The following is a 17882-nucleotide window of genomic DNA, read 5'->3' as shown; positions in this document are numbered from 1 at the left end:
GCATGGTAGAAATCGCCATGACCTCTAAACGCCCCCCTGGCCTGATCGCCGACCCCGCCGACCGCCTGCGCTCCAGCAGTGACGCCGCTCCGCCGCCGCCACGGCCGAAACCGGCGGGGCCGACCAAGAACCCGCGCCCGCCGCGCAAAAAAAGCGGTGCCGGCAAGAAAGGCGGCTGGGGCAAGAAAGTCCTGATGTGGGGGGCCACCTTGGCGGTGTGGGCGGTCATCGCCATTGCCGGCGTGATGGCGTATTACGCCCATGATCTGCCTGATATCGATCAGGTCACCGCCCCGACCCGGCGGCCCAGCATCCAGTTCGTCGCTCAAGATGGTCAGGTTTTCGCCGCTTTTGGCGATCTATACGGCGAATCGCTGGATTTGGCCGAGATCTCGCCGACCATTCCGCAAGCGGTTCTGGCCACCGAGGATCGCCGTTTCTTTAGTCATTTCGGTGTCGATTTGTTCGGCATCGCCCGCGCCATCGTCACCAATGTGCGGGCCGGCCATCTGGTGCAAGGCGGGTCGACCATCACCCAGCAATTGGCCAAGAACCTGTTCTTGAAGCCCGACCGCACCTTGAAGCGCAAGGTGCAGGAATTGCTGATGGCGCTGTGGCTGGAACGCCGATTCAGCAAACAGCAATTGCTGACGCTTTACCTGAACCGGGTTTACCTGGGTTCCGGCGCCTTTGGCGTCGATGCGGCGGCCAAGCGCTATTTTGACGTTTCCGCCCGCAATGCCGGCTTGTACCAATCGGCGGTCATCGCCGGTCTGCTGAAAGCCCCCAGCCGCTATTCGCCGCTGAACAATCCCGAAGCCAGCCACAAGCGAGCGGTCGAGGTGTTGGGCAACATGGTCGAGGCCGGCTATATCGAGCAAAGGACCGCAGACATGGCGGCGCTGAGCGGGGCGGCCCAGGCGGTGAAACGATCGGCTCCGACGGGGCGCTATTTCGCCGATTGGGCGCTTTCCCGCCTGGATGACATTTCCGAACTGGCGGGCCGTGACGTGGTGGTGCGGACTACCTTGGATTTGACCTTGCAGCGCAAGGTCGAGTCCCAGCTCCAGACCATGCTGAACGGCCCCGGCGCCAAGGCCAATGCCGGTCAAGGCGCGGTGGTGGTGATGCAGCCCGATGGCGCCATTCGGGCGCTGACCGGCGGCAAGGATTATGACGACAGCCAGTTCAACCGGGCGACGCAAGGCTTGCGCCAACCGGGATCGGCATTCAAACCGTTCGTCTATCTGGCCGCCATGGAACAGGGGCTTGCCCCTCAAGACGTCTATGACGACGCACCGATCAAATTGGGCAAGTGGTCGCCGGGCAATTATAACGGCCGCTTCGAGGGACAGGTCACTCTGCGCCATGCCTTTGCCCATTCCACCAATACCGTGGCGGTGCGGCTGATCGAGGATCTGGGGCCGGCGCGGGTGGTGGCCACCGCTCACAAGCTGGGGATCACCTCGCCTTTGGGCAAGGATGCCTCGCTAGCCTTGGGCACCAGCGAAACCAGTCTGCTGGAACTGACCCAGGCTTACGCGCCCTTCGCCAATGGCGGTTACGGCATCACCGCCTATGGCATCGAATCGGTCACCACCCCCGATGGCCGGGTGTTGTGGTCGCGCCAAGGCTCTGGAGTTGGCAAGGTGATGTCCGATCAGGCCCTGGCCAGCATGCATGACATGATGAGCGCGGTGTTGACCGAGGGAACCGGCAAGGCGGCGCGGCTGGACCGTCCCGCCGCCGGCAAGACCGGCACCACCCAGGATTATCGCGATGCCTGGTTCATGGGCTTCACCGCCGATTACGTCGCCGGCGTTTGGCTGGGTAATGACGATCAGCGGCACGAAATGAAAAAGGTGACGGGCGGCGGGTTGCCGGCCCAATTGTGGAAAAGCGTGATGCTTGCCGCCCATCAAGGCATTCCGGCGCACCCCTTGCCGACACCCGATCTGTCGCCGGCGACCATGGCGGATACCGAGGGGACGGCGGGCGGCGTGATTATTGGCGGCGGTGGCGGCGGCGATCCGGTCCGCGCCATCGGCAACGCCATCGACGATCTTTTGGGGAGCATCTTCGGCCGCTGATCTTGTTGGCGCCGCTCCGGCTTCCCACTATCAATCCTGTCGGGGAGTGTTGGGAATAAGGACAAACGCCATGCTGGGGCTTGGCCGTTGGTTCCGTGATCTGTGGCACAAACCGGCGGAGCCGGCCCGCATTGGCCTGGTCCGTGCGGCGCGGCCGATGGCCCAATCGGTGGCCCAGAGCGAATTCGACGTCGTGCTGGCGATCTTGCGCCACCGCCCCGATGGCGGGGCCGGTCGCTTGCGGGTGATTTCACTGGCCGATTTCCGTCATGCGGTGGGCGACAAATGGCCGCGCTTGACCGACAAGGTGACGATGATCGCCGAACAGCTGATCCGGCGCCAGATCGGCGGCGGCAATTTGTTCCGCCGCATCGACGAGGAAACGTGGCTGCTGCTGTTTCCCCAGGTTTCCCCCGACCAAGCCCGTCATATCGCCGTGGCCATCGCCCAGGAAATCAGCCGGCATTTGCTGGGCGAACGCTGTGTCGGCGGCGAACGGCCGCTGGCGGTGGCGGCGCATCTGGCGGTGGCCGACGCGGTGGACGAATCGGGCCGGGTCCTGGCGCTGGCGGTGCGGCAGGCGGCGGAACAATCCCGCGCCCTGTTTGACCACCTCAGCCCATGCGCGCCGGCGGCGTTGCCGGCGCCGGGAGTGAGTGTCGAGGGGGTGAGACAGCGCCACCGGGTCGTTTCCGTCCACTGGACCCCGATTGTGATGGAACATGCCGAGGCCGAGCCGGAAGAGCCCTGGCAGGCGGTGGGGCCGATGCCCGCCGACGCGCATTTGTCGTTGTTGTGGCGGCCGACCTGGGTGGCCGAGCGTGAAGCCATCGCCGCCTATTGTGCCCGTGTCGCCCGAACCGATCATCCCGGTGATCCGCCCCTGGAAGGGTCAATGGCCTATCCGGTCAAGGATGAAGCCACCGCGTTCATCCTTGACCGTTTTGTCGCCGCCGCCGCCCTGCGCGACTTGTTGCGCGCCAACAGCCGGGGCAGCGTCGTCATCGTGCCGCTGACCTGGGAAAGTTTGGCCGGCGACCATCGGGCCGAGGTGGTGGCGCCGTTCGCCGATGTCGCCGCCGATATTCGGCAACGCCGGGTCCAGGTGGAAATTTGCCGCATTCCCGATAGCGCCGATGTCGAATCGGTCAACCGGGTGGTCACGGCCTTGCGCGGCTTGTGCGGCGGGGTGTTGCTGCGTCTGCGCCTGTCGTCGCCGTTATTGTGCCGGGTCGATGAATTGGGCGAAGCCAAGATCGGCTTGGATCTGTCGGAATTGCGTTCGTGCGAACGCATGAATGACGATCGGCTGATGTCGATTTTAGAGATGTTGCAGGGATCGACCGACGATGCCGGTCTGGGATGCTATGTGTGGAGCGCCCGCCGTCGCCGGGTGGTTGGCGGTGTGGTTTGCGGTGGATTCCAGATGGTTAACGGTCCTGGCCTGATGAAAGACGTCGGCCGGCCGGCCCTGGTGATGCCGGCCCCGCGGGAACGGTTCTTGGGTTAGGTCCTTTTGCGCACCAACAGTAGATAACCGACCAAGGCGGCGATTCCCAGCCCGGCGACCAGACTGGTCAGGGGGCGGGTGGAATGGTTGAAGGTGGCGGAATGCAGCCAGCCGGCGCTGGCGCCGCAAACCATTTGGACAAAGCCCAGGCAGGCCGATGCCGTTCCGGCCATGCGCGGATGCGGGGCGATGGCTCCGGCGCTGCCATTGGGAATGACCAGGGCGCCGGACAGAAAGAACAGCATCAACGGCAGCAAGATCGCCGGCAGCGATTGTACCCCGCTCCATGCCAGAGCGGCGGCGGTCAAGCCGGTGATGGCGGCGCCGGTGACGCCGATGCCGATCATGCGGTCAAGACCGATGCGGCTGGTCCATTTGCCGGCGATGAAACCGCCGGCGATATACCCGGCGACCACCACGGCGAAGCCAAAGCCGAACAGCGCCGGCGGCAGCGCCAAAACGTCGATCAGGACGAAGGACGAGGCGGAAATGAAGCTGAACATGCCGGCGAAGGTGGCGGAAACCACCACCACATAGCCCAAGACCTGACGATCGGTCAAAAGGGTGCGGTAATTGGCGATCATGCTTAACGGCGACAACGCGTGCGGGTCTTGGTGGTGATTGGTTTCAGCCAGCCAACGCCAGGTGCCCAGCAGCAAGATCAAACCGAAAATCCCCAACAAGATGAAATTCGAGCGCCAGCCGAACAGGGTATGAAACCAACCGCCGAGGATGGGGGCGACGAACGGGGCCAAGGCCATGGCCGAGGCCATGTAGGACATCACCTTGGCCGCCTGTTCGCGCGGATAGATGTCACGGACCACGGCGCGGGCGACCACCGGACCGCAACAGGCCCCCAGGGCTTGCAGGAAGCGGCTGGCGATCAGCATCTCGATGGTCGGCGCCAGCAGACAGGCGACCGAGCCGATCACGTAAATGATCACGCCGGCCAAAATCACCCGGCGGCGGCCGAAGCGGTCGGATAACGGGCCATAAATCAGCATGGAGACGGCAAAGCCCAGCAGAAACACCGACAGGGTCATCTGCACCATTTCGACGCTGGCGGAAAAATAACGGCCCATGTCGGGCAGCGACGCCAGATACAGATCGGTTGACACCGGGCCGAACGCCACCAACCCGGTCAACAGCACGGTTACTTTCAGGCTGGTGGGGGTGGGATGGGCGGTGGTGGTGGTCATGGGGGACATGCTCCTGGCGCTACGCTGATTACACGATAGTAAATAAATTCTGAAATAGGGAATAAAAAGCGATTATTCCGCCTGATAGCGGTGCAGATGGGCGCCATTGGTCTTCAGCCAGGTTCGCGCACCATGGTGATCGACTCCCAGCGAGGTGACAACGGCCCAAAAGGCTGGGGAATGGTTGAGTTCGACCAGATGGGCGACTTCATGCCCGACCACATAGGTCGCCACCCAGTCGGGGGCCATCACCAGCCGCCAAGACAAGGCGATGGCCCCTTGGGCGGAACAAGAACCCCAGCGCGACACCGTATCCTTGACGCTGATGCGACTGGGCTTGCGGTCGATCCGGGCGGCAAGTTCGTGGGCCTTGGCCACCATCAGCCGCCGCGCCTCGGCTTTGAGAAAGTCAACCACGCGGCGCGGAACATGGTCAATATGGCCGGAAACGTGGATTTCGCCGTCTTGCCGCCAGACCCCGCGGCGGGCTTCGGGGTGATGGCGGATCAAATGGTCTTGGCCCAGCAAGGGGACGGTGGCGCCGGGCGTAAGGGCGATGCTTTGCGGCAACCGGTGCAGGCGCTCGATCAGCCAGTCGCGATGGGTTCGCAGAAAAATCCGGGCGTCGCTCAGTCTGGCCCGGCTGGGCAAGACCAACACGACGCCGCGCACCGGATCGACGCGCAACGACATGGCTTTGGCCAAGGGCGAGCGGCGGACGGTGATTGCCACCTGGGTTTGGCCAAAATCGAGGGTTAAATCGTCTAGGCCGGCCATGTGACGATGTGACGGTCAAGCGGGCCGGCGCGGCTTTCGGCGATGGCGCGGCCGCGCACCGAAGCGCCGGCTTCGTGCACGCTGTTGCGGTCGCCGGTTATCAGCGGATGCCACCACGGCAGCGGTTTGTTTTCCGCCACCAGCCGATAGGCGCAGGTCGAGGGCAGCCATTTCAGCGCCTCGACCTTGCTGGCGTCCAATTGCACGCAATCGGGGATGTGCTTCTGGCGGTTGGGATAGTCCTTGCAGCCGCAAGTTCCCAGATTCAGCATCTGGCAGGCCACATTGGTGTAGTGGATTTTGCCGGTATCTTCGTCTTCAAGCTTATGCAGGCAGCATTTGCCGCAGCCGTCACACAGACTTTCCCACTCGGACGGGCTCATCAAGTTCAAGGGCTTTGTCCGCCAGAACGGTAAGCTTGTCGTGGGTCCGGATGAACTCGCGGACATGGGGATAAATCTCCTCGCGCCAACGGCGCCCGTTGAATACGCCGTAATGACCGACCTTGGGCGCCACATGGTGGATACGCATGTCGTCAGGCAGGCTGGAACACAGCTTATGGGCGGCTTCGGTCTGGCCGATGCCGGTGATGTCGTCCTTCTCGCCCTCGATGGTCATCAGCGCGGTGTGCTGAATCTTGCTGGGCTGGATATGACGGCCACGGCTGTACATCTTGCCTTCAGGAAGTTGATGTTCGATGAACACGCTCTTGATGGTGTCCAGATAATATTCCGCCGGCAGATCCATCACCGCCAGATATTCGTCATAGAAGTCGCGGTGCTTTTCCGCCGAATCGCCGTCGCCGCGCACCATGTTCTGGAACAGGTTGATGTGTTCGCCCACATGGCGTTCCGGGTTCAGGCTCATGAAGCCCTGCAATTGCAGAAAGCCGGGATAGACCCGACGGCCACGGCCGGTATGAACATAGGGAACGGTGTTGATGACGTGGGTTTCGAACCACGACAGCGGCTTGTCGGTGGCCAGCTTGTTGACCTTGGTCGGGCTGATGCGGGTATCGATGGGGCCGCCCATCAGCACCATGGAGCTGGGCTGGCGCGGGTCCTGGTCCTCGGCCATCATCGACACCGCCGCCAAGACCGGCACCGACGGCTGACAGACCGCCAGCACATGGGTGTCGGCGCCGAGGAAGTGCAGCAGCTCGCGGATATAGTCGATGTAATCGTCCAAGGCGAACGGACCGGCGTCTTGCGACACGTCGCGGGCGTCAATCCAGTCGGTGATGTAGACGTCGTGTTCCGGCAGCAGGGTTTCCACGGTGCCGCGCAGCAAGGTGGCGTAATGGCCGGACATGGGGGCCACCACCAACACGCGCGGGTCGCGGCGATCGGTGTCGCGCTGGAAATGCAGCAATTCACAGAACGGCTTTTGGTAAACCACCATTTCGCGCACCGTCACCTCGACGCCGTCGATCACGGTGGTCGGCAGGTTGAACGGCGGCTTGGGATAACGGCGGGTGGTGCGTTCCAGCAATTCCGCCCCGGCGGCCATGGCGCGGCCGATGCTGGTATAGGACACGGGCATCCACGGGTGGGTGTACATGGTCTGGATCGCCTCGGCGAACAGACGGACCGGAGCCAACGCGACGTGCTGCAACTCATGGATGTGATAAAGCATAAGTTTTGCCCCTGCCCACAATACCGAAGGATAGTTTTGTTACTCAAAAATGACATGACAGGCAATTAAATTATTTTAATTGCGACTATTTAGCTTCTGTCATTGTGCACTGCAATATGAGGGGGCGCGGGGGGCCGGAGTCAAGGATGGCGTGATTATTGACCGTCAATCAGATGGATGAACGAGGCGCAGACCGTGCCGACGCGAAGGCCGCAGCGGCCCAGGTCGTGGCCGCCGGCATCGGTGATGGCGAACAGGGCGTGATTGGGCTCTGCGCGCACAGTGGCGGCGAAATGGAATTCGTGGCCGCCGAAGACGGTGTCGGCGCGACCCAACGGCCCGTCCGCCAGCAGACGGGCGCGGCGATAGCCCAGATGCAGCTTGCGTTTGGCAAAGCTGGTTTGGAGCGGCAATAATCCGGCCATGGGGTGAACCACCCCATCGGCATCCTGCAAGCTTTCGCCCAAACACATATAGCCGCCGCATTCGCCGAACACCGTCCCGCCTTGGCCGGCGACACGGCGCAGACTGTCGAGAAAGACGGAATTGCCAGCCAGAACGCCAGCATGCAATTCAGGATAGCCGCCAGGCAGATAAACGGCATCGCCATCGGCGGGCTGATTGGCCAGGGGGGAAAAAAAGGTCACCTCGGCCCCGGCCCGCCGCCATCCTTCCAGCACGGCGGCATAGGTGAAGGCAAAGGCCTGGTCGCGGGCGACGGCGATACGCTTTCCCAAGGGCGGCAGCGGACAGGGCACGGCGCCGGCCAGGCGGGTGGGGCGGGCCAGGGCGCGCAAGGCGTCGACCTGGACGTAATCGGCGACGGCTTGGGCGGCGGCGGCGAAAAAAGCGGGCAAATCAGGATGTTCACAGGCCTGAACCAAGCCCAAATGCCGGCTTGGCACCACCAGATTGTCGATGCAGGGCATGAAGCCCAATAACGCCACCTCGGGACAGTGGCGGGCGCAGGCGGCGCTGATCATCCGGCGGTGTTTGTCGCTGGAGACTTGGTTGAAGATGACGCCGGCGACGGTGACGTCAGGGCGCAGACGGGCGAAGCCGGCCAGAACGGCGGCGGCCGAACCGGCCATGCGGCGGGCGTCGATGACCAGAACCACCGGCCAACCGGTCAGGGCGGCGATTTCCGCGGTGCAGCCATCGGGCTGGCCCGGCGCGACATCGGCGCCGTCGAACAGGCCCATGACCCCCTCGCAGACCACCAGGTCGGCATGGTCGCCGGCCACCTGCACCAGCCCGGCCAAGGTTTCGCCGCGCATGGCCCACGAATCCAGGTTGACGCAAGGCCGGCCGGTGGCGGCGGCATGAAAGGCCGGATCGATGTAATCCGGCCCGACCTTGGCCGAGCCAACCCGCAAGCCGGCGGCGTTGAGATGGGCCAAGAGGCCCAAGGTGGTCAGGGTCTTGCCGCTGCCCGAAGACGGCGCGGCCAGGATCAGCCCAGGAACGCTCATATCAATGCAGATGTTTTTGCAGCCCCGCCAGCAACTCGCCGCTGGTGACGCCGTGGGGGAAATGCTGGACGAATTTGCCGTCGGGTCCCATCAGATACAGGATCGAGGAATGATCGACGGTATAGGATTCGGCATCACCGCCCTTGGCCTTTTCCGCATAGACCTTGAAGGCTTTTTTGGCGGCATTGGTCTGTTCGGCGGTGCCGACCAGTCCGACCATGTCGGGGGCAAAGGCGGCGGTGTAATTCTTCATCAGCTCGGGCGTGTCGCGTTCGGGATCGACGGTGATGAAGATCGGCACCAGCTTGGCCCGTTCGCTTGGGCTTAAGCCGTCCAAGGCGCCGGCGACGACGCCCAGGGCGGTGGGGCAAACGTCGGGGCAATAGGTATAGCCGAAATAAATCAACATCCAGCGTCCGGCATAGGTCTTTTCCGTCACCGGCTGGCCGTTTTCGTCGGTCATGGAAAAGGGGCCGCCAATGGTGGCATGGCCATCGCTGGTCCACACCAGCAGCCGGCTGCCGATGGCGATGCCGATAACCACCAAGACGGCGACCAGCGCCAACAGCGAGGACTTGTTCTTCATCGCGCTCTCCCTTTGCTCAGGCCATCAAGGCCCAGGCCATGTATCCCAGCATGCCGGCATTGGCCACCAGCAGCAGCGGCGCCCATTTCAACACGGCGGCGCGCCAGTGACCGATGGCGAAGTGACCAAGTATCCCCACCGTCAGCAAGGCCGGGATGGTGCCGGCGGCGAAAGCCAGCATGGCCAGCGCCGCCCCCAAAGGATCGCCGCTGGCCGCCGCTGCCGCCAGGGCGGCGTATAACAGACCGCAGGGGATGAAGCCCAAGGCCACGCCCAGCAGCCAGCCGCGCCAGCCGGTGGGGGCGTCGAATAGCGGGCGGGCCAGACCGGCGACATGACGGCTCCACCACGATTCGCCGGCCGACGATCCCAGCAGCGCTTTCAGCCGCGGCACCGCCATTGACAGCAGCAGCAGGGCGGCCAGAACCAGCAAGCCTCCGGCCAGGAAGCGAAAGCCGCTCCACCCCGCCAGGGCGCCGGCGGCCCAGCCGGCAACGGCGCCCAGCAGGCCATAGGTGGTGGCGCGGCCAAGGTGATAGGGAATCAGCGCCGCCCCGGTCAGGCGATGGAATTCGCTCATGCGGGCGGCGGGCAGAGCTTCCAGCTTGGCCGCCACCTGCGACAGCACGAACGGCCCGCACATGCCGGCGCAATGGCTGGCGCTGCCGATCAAGCCGGTGAGAAACAGGCCGGTCAGCAATCCGCCATGGGTTTCCACCGCCACCCGGCACACCGCCAAGCCCGATTCCAGGCCAATCAAAGCGTCGCTCATGGCTGCCACCAATTCAGTTTCGCCCGCAGACCGACGACGCCGCCGATGACCAGCAAGGCCGGGGCCTCCATCGGTTGGGCGGCAAGGGCCGCGACCAAGCCGGACAAGGTGGTTTCCAGCACCTGCTGTTTCGGCGTGGCGGCACGCGACACCACCGCCACCAGTTCGTCGGCCTTACGGCCGGCATTGCGCAGACGCTCGACCAGGACGTCAACCTTGCGCAGACCCATGTAAAAGACGATGACTTCGGCCCCCCGGGCCAGTCCGTCCCAGTCGAAGCCGCTGGGGATATCGCCGCCCTGGTCGTGGCCGGTGACGAAAGCCAGCGTCGAATTGCAGTGCTTGGCGGTGGCGGGAATGCCGGCATAGGCCAATCCGCCAATGCCGGCGCTGATGCCGGGGACGACGCGAAAGACGATGCCGGCCTCGGCCAGGGCCAGCGCTTCCTCGGCCCCGCGACCAAAGACAAAGGGATCGCCGCCCTTGAGACGCAGCACCTTTTTGCCGGCGGTGGCCAGGGCGATCAGCCGATGGGTGATGGCGTCCTGGCGTGGGCTGACGGCGCCGCCGCGCTTGCCCATGGCTTCGACCACCGCATGCGGGTTGGCCAGGGCAAGGATACGGTCATCGACCAGGGCGTCATGCACCACGTATTCGGCTTGGCCGAGGGCATGCAGCGCCAGCACGGTCAACAGGCCAGGGTCGCCGGGGCCGGCGCCGACCAGCCAGACGCTGCCGGGCTGGAAAGGGGGAAGATCTGCGATCATGGCGCTGACTATATCGCGGGTTGCCAGGGCTGCCTCTGTCTTTTGTCAATCGGCATCGGATTTGGCCGGCCGCAGCACGTGGGTGTGGTCGGGGGCATAAAGGCGCGAATCGGTGAATTGCGCCCCCTTCAGGACGCGGCCGACCAAGATCAGCGCTGTCCGCGTCAGTCCGGCATCCTTGACCTTGGCGCGGATGTCGCCCAGCGTGCCCTTGAGGAAAGCCTGATCCGGCCAGCTGACCCGATAGGCGATGGCCACCGGGCAATCAGCGCCGTAAAGCGGGGTCAGTTCCTTGACCACATGGGCCAGATTGGCGATGGACAGATGAATGGCCAAGGTGGCGCCGCTTTTGCCCAAGCTGGCCAGATCCTCGCCCGCCGGCATCGAGCTGGAACGCACGGCGGTGCGGGTCAAGATGATGGTTTGGCTGACATCGGGCAGGGTCAGTTCGCTGGCCAAGGCGGCGGCGGCGGCGGCGAAGGCCGGCACGCCGGGGGTGACGTCATAGGCGATGCCCAAGGCGTCGAGCCGGCGCATCTGCTCGGCGATGGCGCCATAGATGCTGGGATCGCCGGAATGGACGCGGGCGACGTCCAGCCCCTTGTCGCAGGCATCTTCGATTTCGGCGATGATCTCGTCCAAATTCATCGCCGCACTGTCCAGCACGCGGGCGCCGGCGGGGGCTTCGGCCACCACTTCGGCCGGAACCAACGAGCCGGCGTACAGGCAAACCGGGCATTTGCGGATCAGGTTAAGCCCGCGCACGGTGATCAGGTCGGGGGCGCCGGGGCCGGCGCCGATGAAATGAACAGTCATGATCTACCTCAACTTCTTGGCATAGCCGCGCGGGGTATAGACCCATTCGCGGCCGCCGAAGGCAATGCGCCGGCTTTCGCTGGAGCCAACCACCACCATGGTCAACATATCGGCGTCGTCGGCGGTCAAATCCCCCAGGCCGATAATGCGGATGGTTTCTTCCGGCCGGCCTAACTGGCGCGCCAGGATCACCGGGGTTTCAGCCGGGCGGCCGGCAAGCAAGATATCGCGGGCCCGCGTCAGTTGGTCGCGGCGTCGTTTCGATACCGGATTGTAAAAACAGACGACGAAATCAGCTTCGGCCGCCGCGTGCAGACGCTTTTCGATGGTTTCCCATGGCGTCAGCAGATCAGACAGCGAGATGGTGCAAAAATCGTGGTTGACCGGGGCGCCGGCGCGGGCGGCGGCGGCTTGCAGGGCGGAAACGCCGGGGATGACCATGATCTCGGCGCCGCGCCAGGCTGGGTTGGCTTCGCGTTCGATCAGTTCGAACACCAAGGTGGCCAGGGCATAGATGCCGGCATCGCCGGAACAGACCAGGGCGACGCTTTTGCCTTGGCCGGCCAGATCCAAAGCCATGCGGGCGCGGTCGGCTTCGGCCCCCAGATCGCTTTGGTGGCGGGTCTTGCCGTTGGCGGCGTCGCCCAGCAAATCAAGATACAAGCCGTATCCGACCAGATCGGTGGCGGCGGCGATGGCGGCGCTGGCTTGCGGAATCCGCCACTGCGCGGCCCCCGGCCCGATGCCGACAACAAACAAACGCCCCGGACCCTGGCCCAATTTGGCCGGGTCGATGGCATGGGGGGCGCGGGCAACGGCCAAGGTGGCGCGCTTGCTTTTGGTTTTCGGCACCACCAAGACCCCCTCGGCCCCGACAGCGGCCAAGGCGGCCCCTTCGGCGACGCCGGGACAGCCGATTTCCGCCAAGACGATGTCGGAAGGATTTTGCAGGCGCGGCGTTTCCTGGTTCAGACGGGCAGCGGTGAAAAAGCGCGCCGGCACGCCCAGGGATCGGGCCAGCTGCAAAACCGCCTTTTCGTCACTCTTGAGATCGACCGAGACAACGCAGGCGATGGCGCCGGGGGCCAGGGCTTCGGCTTCCAGCGTATCCTTGACCAGACCGATCAGTTCCGCCGGATCGCAGCCGCGTTCACAGCCCACCCCCAGGGCCAGGACCGGCGGGTTAAGCAACAATTCCTGGTCTTCGGCCATCACCGCGTGATCGGTGACCCGCACCGCCGGTTCGGCATCGGCGGCGAAGGACAGGTGCGACAGCCAATCGGCGTCACCGGCTTCCACTTCCAGCCGGACCGGCTGGCCCGCCAGCAAGGCGGCGGCCACCGGCTTGGCGGCGGCGGGGTTGGCCACATGCCAGCCCGGCGGCGGCGAATCCAGCGCCACCCCTAATTTCAAGTCGCCCGCGGTGGTAATGGCGGCATGGCCGCCCAGCACGGTGGCCACGTGGCGGGCCAGATCGTTGGCGCCGTGATGGCCGCCCAGCAAGGGCACGGCGCAAGAGCCATCGGGGGCGACGGCGACGACCGCCGGCTCGGCCTGTTTGTCGACCAGATAGGGGGCGACGGCGCGGATCAGGATGCCGGCGGCGCAGACGCCGATGATGGCGTTGCCATTTCGAAACAATTCGCCGATATGGCCCTTGGTGTCGGAAAAGACGATGTCCGCGTCATCGATTCGGCCCGCCAATCCATGCAATTGGGCTTGGGGCAAGGCGGCGACGAGGCGTCGGGCGACGGCCAGGGCGGCGGGAGTGACGCAAAGAACAGCGATCATTTATGCACCAGGATCAAGGAGAAATAGGACAATTCGGTGGCTTCGGCCAAGGGCAGGAGACGCTGTTCGGGCCAGGTGGCCCGTTCCACCGCCACCGCGCCGGCCAGCAGGCCCAAACGGTCGAGCAGGGCTTTGACGCGGGGCAGATGGCGGCCGACCTTCATGATAACGATGGAATCGGCGGGCGCCAGCAATGCCAGGATCTGATCGTCGGAGCGGGTGGCGGGAATGATGGCGACGGCGTCTTCCAACAGCGACAGCGGCTTGACCGCCACGGCGGCGGCGGCCATGGGCGAGGAAATGCCGGGCACCACCTGAACCGGAAAACGGTCGCGCAAACGGTTCAGCACATAGATGAACGAGCCAAAGAACAGCGGATCGCCCTCGCACAAGATGCCGACGTCACGACCGGCGGTCAGATGGGCGGCAATGGTTTCGGCGGCACGGCCATAGGCCGCGTCGGTATCGTCGCGGTCGGGGCGGAACGACAGCCGGATGGGAATTTCGATTTTGTCCGTGGGGATGTAAGCGGCGGCGATGGTGCGGGCCATGCCGTCGCCATCCAACGGCGCCGGCCATGCCAGCACCGGCAAAGCGCCGAGCAGACGGATAGCCTTGGCCGTCAGCAATTCCGGGTCGCCGGGGCCGATGCCGATCCCCCATAAGGTGCCGGTCATGGCTTGATCGCCTTGTACTGGGTCACCGCCATGGCCGGATGCCAGGTGTGGAAGCCGCCGACCGGGGCCAGTCGCGACAATGACAACCGGGTCATCTGGCCGCCGTGGCGGCGGTGACAGGCCAGCAGCGCCGCTTCACCCTCGGCGGTGACGGCATTGACCACCAACCGGCCACCGGGTTTCAGCGCCGCCCAGCAGGCGTCCAGCATCCCCGGAGCCGAGACGCCGCCACCGACGAAAATGGCGTCGGGATCGGAATAAGGCAGCGAATCGGGGGCGTGGCCCTGGATCAGGGTCAAGCCGGGAACCCCCAGGCGGGCGGCGTTGCGGCCGATCATTTCGGCCCGTTTGGCGTGGGATTCGATGGCGACGGCAATGCCGCCGGCCCGCATCCATTCAATGGCGACCGAGCCGCAGCCGGCGCCCACATCCCACAGCAGCTCGCCCGGCAACGGCGCCAGGGTGGACAGGGTCAGGGCGCGGATCTCCCGCTTGGTCAATTGACCGTCATGGTCAAAGGCGTCGTCGGGCAGACCGGCACCCAAGGACAGCATCTTGGCTCCGGGCGCGGCCCGGCAGGTGATGGCCATGATGTTGAGATCGGCGGTTTCCCCGACCCAGGCATCGGCGCTGGCCCGGCGGATGGCTTGGCGCGGCCCCCCCAGATGTTCCAGCACCACCAGCTCAGACGGACCAAAGCCGGCCTTTTCCAGCAATCGGGCGGTGGCGGCCGGGGTTTGGCCGTCTTCCGACAGCACCAGCAGCTTGCGGTTCGGCGTCAGATGCAGGTGCAAGGCCTCCAGCGGCCGGCCATGGACGGTCAGGCACAGACAATCCTGCACCGCCCAGCCCAGCGCGGCGGCAGCCAGGGAAAACGCCCCCGGATGGGGCACAATCACGATCGAATCGTCGGGGAACCAGCGCGACACGGTGGCGCCGATGCCGAAATGCATGGGATCGCCCGAGGCCAGGATGACGACATTACGCCCTCGCAACGTTTCCAGCAGCGCCTTGGCTTCGGCGAAGGGCGAGGGCCAGCAGCGCGTGTTGACGGCATCGACCATGGCCAGATGACGTTCCCCGCCCACGATGATGTCGGCACCCTTGATCAGGGCGCGGCTGGCGCTGCCCAGGCCATCCAGCCCCTCCTCGCCGATGCCGATGACGGTCAGCCACGGGGCGGTCATGTCAGCCCGCCAGCCAAGGCGTTGACGGCGGCGGCCGCCATGGCCGAGCCGCCACGGCGGCCGCGCAAGGTGATGAAGGGCAAACCGGATTGGCGCAGCGCTTCCTTGCTTTCGGCGGCGCCGACGAAGCCGACGGGAAAGCCCAGCACCAGGGCTGGCCGGGGGGCGCCTTGTTCAATCAGTTGCAGCAGGCGGAACAAGGCGGTCGGGGCGTTGCCGATGGCGATCACCGCGCCTTCCAGCTGCGGCAGCCACAAATCCACCGCCATGGCCGAACGGGTGGTGCCCAAGGCCTTGGCGGTGGCCGGCACCGCCGGATCGTTCAAGCTGCACAGCACCGGATTGGCCTTGGGCAGACGTCGGCGGATGATGCCGTGAGAGACCATTTCGGCATCGACCAGGATCGGCGCGCCAGCGGCCAGGGCGGCGGCGCCGGCGGCGCCGGCGCCGGGGGAAAAAGCCAGATCGGCGACGATGTCGGTCATGCCGCAGGCATGGATGACCCGAACCACCAGATCGCGCAAATCGGCGGGCAGGCCGGCCAGATTGATTTTAGCGCCGATGGCGGCGAAAGACTGCCGATAAATTTCGTCGGGATCCTTGATCCAGTCGTGAATATCGATCTTTTCCGGGTTAGCGGCCCCCAAGATCCACCCCTCTTCCGTTTCGACATCATAACGTTCAGTTTCGCTGAGGCTGGCATCGCCGCCGAATTGGGCGCTTAACCGGCCGTCGTCGTCCAGCTTGGCGAAATGGCGGGCCAAGCCCAGCACCTGGACCCGGTCCTTGATTTCACCCGCCGGCACGGTCACGGCCAGCATGGACGGGTAAATCTCGGCGATCAGGATGCGCCAATCCGAATCCTTGCCCAACGGCTTCAACCCGGTTTCAAACGGCCAGACGCGGGTCACAGCGGCCAGCCAGGGGTGATGGCGCAACTCATCGGCGCGGGCCATGCCGGTCAGCGACTGGCCGCCGACGCTGCCGGCATAGAACAATTGCCACACTGATTTGGTCGCGGGCAGCCTTTCTTCGGCCAAGCGGCGTTGCGGCAGACCGGCGAAATCGCCCTTGGTCGCGCTCAGATAGGGGCCGGCGGCGGCCGGCGGACAGCCCCAGAACGGCCCGGCGCCGCCGCTTAGGGTTTCATTCATGCGGGCGGCGGCGGCAAAGCGGCTGTTGGCGTTGTCGTCGCCATCGGCGATCTGTGCCCGCAGCCGTCGCCACAGGCCCGCCCAATCCTTGCACCCCAGCCGGGCCAGCGTCCCTCGCGGCAGACCAAGGGCGAAGTCGAAGCCGACGAGGACGTGCAGACCGCGCGCCGACAGATCGGACAATATATCGGCCAGTCGGGCGACAGCGGCGGCACGGGTCGGCGGGTTTTCCACCCGCTCGCCGCCGTCGCGTTCAACGATTGCCAGCCAGATGCTGTCGGCACCGGTCTTGGGGCGCGATTCGGCGCTCCAATCCACCATCACATAGGCATCGAACACCGCGCTTTCGGCCAGCATGACGGCTCTCAGTGATCGTGGTGGTCGTGATGGTGATCCCCGTGATGGTGCCCATGATTATGATCGTGATCATGATCATGGTGGTGTCCGTGATCATGGCCGTGATCCCCGTCGGTGCCGATGCCGCGCACATGGTGGTGATGGCCGGCCTGGACGGCGCCGACCTGCGCCTCGTAACCGACCACCTGCTCGCGGTATTTACACAGCGTGCAGTTCATGTGGGTCTGGCCCTTAAGGATTTCCTCGACCCGTTCGACAAAGCTGTCGATGACCAGCGGATGGTCATTGAGATAGGGGGCGTTGACGATTTGCACCGCCGGATTGGCGGCGGCGGCTTCGTCGGCCCACTGATAGATGCGCTTGACCAAAATCCCGGTGAACAGGAAATAGGGGAAAACGACGATGCGGGCATAGCCCAGCTTGACCAGCCTTTCCAACGCTTGGTTGACCAGCGGATAAGCGACGCCGGAAAAGGCCACTTCGGCCCAACCAAAGCCCATGCCTTCCCACAACATGCGGGCCACCTTGGCGACGTTGGAATTGGCGTCGGGGTCATTGGTGCCGCGTCCGACCACCAGCAACAAGGTGTCCTTGCGGTCGATGGTGCCGCTGGCGCCGTTCAGCGCTTCCTCGATGCGGGCGGCGGCGGCGGCCAGCATCTTGGGATCAATGGCCAGTTCACGGCCGAATTCCACCGTCAGCCCAGGATTGTCGGCGGCGAAGGAATTGATTTCCCACGGCAGATCATTTTTCACATGACCGGCGGCGAACAGCATGCCGGGGACCGCCAGCACGTGGTTGACCCCCTGGGTCTTCAGCGCCTCAAGTCCTTCCTTGATGATCGGGCGGGCGAATTCCAGATAGCCGGATTCCACCGGGTATTGCGGCAGACGCTGGCGCAGATGCCGGGCCAAGGAATCGAATTCCTGGGTTGCTTCCACGTCGCGGCTGCCGTGGCCGCAAATCATCACACCGATCTTATCACTCATGCGCTTGGTCCTTGCCTTCGAGCGTTCGCCTGTGGTCCGGCGGGTCCTTGCCTCCGGCCGGGCGAGCCGGACTATAGGGACAAGCTTCGAGATTTGTAAGAGT

The 17882-nt window shown here is 64.8% G+C and carries 16 protein-coding genes; 2 read left to right on the top strand and 14 right to left on the bottom strand.

The genetic code is table 11. The annotated features are described in order from the left end of the window. Nucleotides 1–17: 17 nt before the first annotated feature. Both KEC16_RS12835 and KEC16_RS12830 read left to right on the top strand, forming a co-directional pair. On the top strand, nucleotides 18–2090 hold the full coding sequence (locus KEC16_RS12835; protein WP_249209163.1) for a transglycosylase domain-containing protein: 2073 nt from the start codon (nucleotides 18–20) through the stop codon (nucleotides 2088–2090). Between the two features lie 70 nt (nucleotides 2091–2160). Next, nucleotides 2161–3600, top strand: a complete 1440-nt coding sequence (locus KEC16_RS12830; protein WP_211549504.1) for a hypothetical protein — start codon at nucleotides 2161–2163, stop codon at nucleotides 3598–3600. Here the strand turns inward: KEC16_RS12830 and KEC16_RS12825 are convergent. The 14 genes from KEC16_RS12825 to KEC16_RS12760 form a co-directional block, all read right to left on the bottom strand. Continuing rightward, nucleotides 3597–4799: a multidrug effflux MFS transporter gene (locus KEC16_RS12825; protein ID WP_211549502.1), complete on the bottom strand. Its 1203-nt coding sequence runs from the start codon at nucleotides 4797–4799 to the stop codon at nucleotides 3597–3599. The two genes, KEC16_RS12830 and KEC16_RS12825, sit on opposite strands and share 4 nt — an antisense overlap. Nucleotides 4800–4871: 72 nt before the next feature. Continuing rightward, nucleotides 4872–5531 (bottom strand): M48 family metallopeptidase, encoded by a 660-nt coding sequence (locus tag KEC16_RS12820; protein ID WP_346344079.1) that lies wholly within the window; start codon nucleotides 5529–5531, stop codon nucleotides 4872–4874. Between the two features lie 32 nt (nucleotides 5532–5563). Then, nucleotides 5564–5959, bottom strand: coding sequence for a YcgN family cysteine cluster protein (locus tag KEC16_RS12815; RefSeq protein WP_283091918.1), 396 nt, complete (start codon nucleotides 5957–5959; stop codon nucleotides 5564–5566). Then, the gene (locus KEC16_RS12810) at nucleotides 5928–7211 is read right to left on the bottom strand and encodes a polyhydroxyalkanoate depolymerase (protein ID WP_211549498.1); all 1284 of its coding nucleotides are present in this window, start codon (nucleotides 7209–7211) and stop codon (nucleotides 5928–5930) included. Before KEC16_RS12810 ends, KEC16_RS12815 begins: the two co-directional genes overlap by 32 nt. Before the next feature lie 155 nt (nucleotides 7212–7366). Then, nucleotides 7367–8683, bottom strand: a complete 1317-nt coding sequence (locus tag KEC16_RS12805; protein ID WP_211549496.1) for a cobyrinic acid a,c-diamide synthase CobB — start codon at nucleotides 8681–8683, stop codon at nucleotides 7367–7369. 1 nt (nucleotide 8684) lies between these two features. Continuing rightward, a complete protein-coding gene (locus tag KEC16_RS12800) occupies nucleotides 8685–9269 on the bottom strand; it encodes an SCO family protein (RefSeq protein ID WP_211549494.1) in 585 nt (194 codons plus the stop codon). A gap of 16 nt (nucleotides 9270–9285) precedes the next feature. Further along, nucleotides 9286–10041, bottom strand: a complete 756-nt coding sequence (locus KEC16_RS12795; RefSeq protein ID WP_211549492.1) for a sulfite exporter TauE/SafE family protein — start codon at nucleotides 10039–10041, stop codon at nucleotides 9286–9288. Then, entirely contained in the window at nucleotides 10038–10808 is a 771-nt protein-coding gene (cobA, locus tag KEC16_RS12790) for a uroporphyrinogen-III C-methyltransferase (RefSeq protein ID WP_211549490.1), read from the bottom strand. Before cobA ends, KEC16_RS12795 begins: the two co-directional genes overlap by 4 nt. A 45-nt stretch (nucleotides 10809–10853) precedes the next feature. Further along, nucleotides 10854–11624: a precorrin-4 C(11)-methyltransferase gene (gene cobM, locus KEC16_RS12785; protein ID WP_211549488.1), complete on the bottom strand. Its 771-nt coding sequence runs from the start codon at nucleotides 11622–11624 to the stop codon at nucleotides 10854–10856. Between the two features lie 3 nt (nucleotides 11625–11627). Beyond that, entirely contained in the window at nucleotides 11628–13415 is a 1788-nt protein-coding gene (gene cobJ, locus KEC16_RS12780; RefSeq protein ID WP_211549486.1) for a precorrin-3B C(17)-methyltransferase, read from the bottom strand. Then, nucleotides 13412–14092, bottom strand: a complete 681-nt coding sequence (cobI, locus tag KEC16_RS12775) for a precorrin-2 C(20)-methyltransferase (RefSeq protein ID WP_211549484.1) — start codon at nucleotides 14090–14092, stop codon at nucleotides 13412–13414. The genes cobJ and cobI overlap by 4 nt, the downstream gene beginning before the upstream one ends. Next, the gene (gene cbiE / locus KEC16_RS12770; RefSeq protein WP_211549482.1) at nucleotides 14089–15279 is read right to left on the bottom strand and encodes a precorrin-6y C5,15-methyltransferase (decarboxylating) subunit CbiE; all 1191 of its coding nucleotides are present in this window, start codon (nucleotides 15277–15279) and stop codon (nucleotides 14089–14091) included. The genes cobI and cbiE overlap by 4 nt, the downstream gene beginning before the upstream one ends. Beyond that, nucleotides 15276–15896 carry a precorrin-8X methylmutase gene (locus KEC16_RS12765; RefSeq protein WP_211549672.1) on the bottom strand — a complete coding sequence of 207 codons (621 nt, stop codon included), beginning with the start codon at nucleotides 15894–15896 and terminating at the stop codon, nucleotides 15276–15278. The genes cbiE and KEC16_RS12765 overlap by 4 nt, the downstream gene beginning before the upstream one ends. A 902-nt stretch (nucleotides 15897–16798) precedes the next feature. Next, nucleotides 16799–17779: a sirohydrochlorin chelatase gene (locus tag KEC16_RS12760; RefSeq protein ID WP_211549480.1), complete on the bottom strand. Its 981-nt coding sequence runs from the start codon at nucleotides 17777–17779 to the stop codon at nucleotides 16799–16801. Nucleotides 17780–17882 lie beyond the last annotated feature (103 nt).

Source organism: Magnetospirillum sulfuroxidans, from assembly GCF_018224925.1.
Taxonomy (GTDB): domain Bacteria; phylum Pseudomonadota; class Alphaproteobacteria; order Rhodospirillales; family Magnetospirillaceae; genus Magnetospirillum; species Magnetospirillum sulfuroxidans.
Note: the sequence above shows the minus strand (reverse complement) of the source record. Positions and strands in the feature narration are given on the sequence as shown.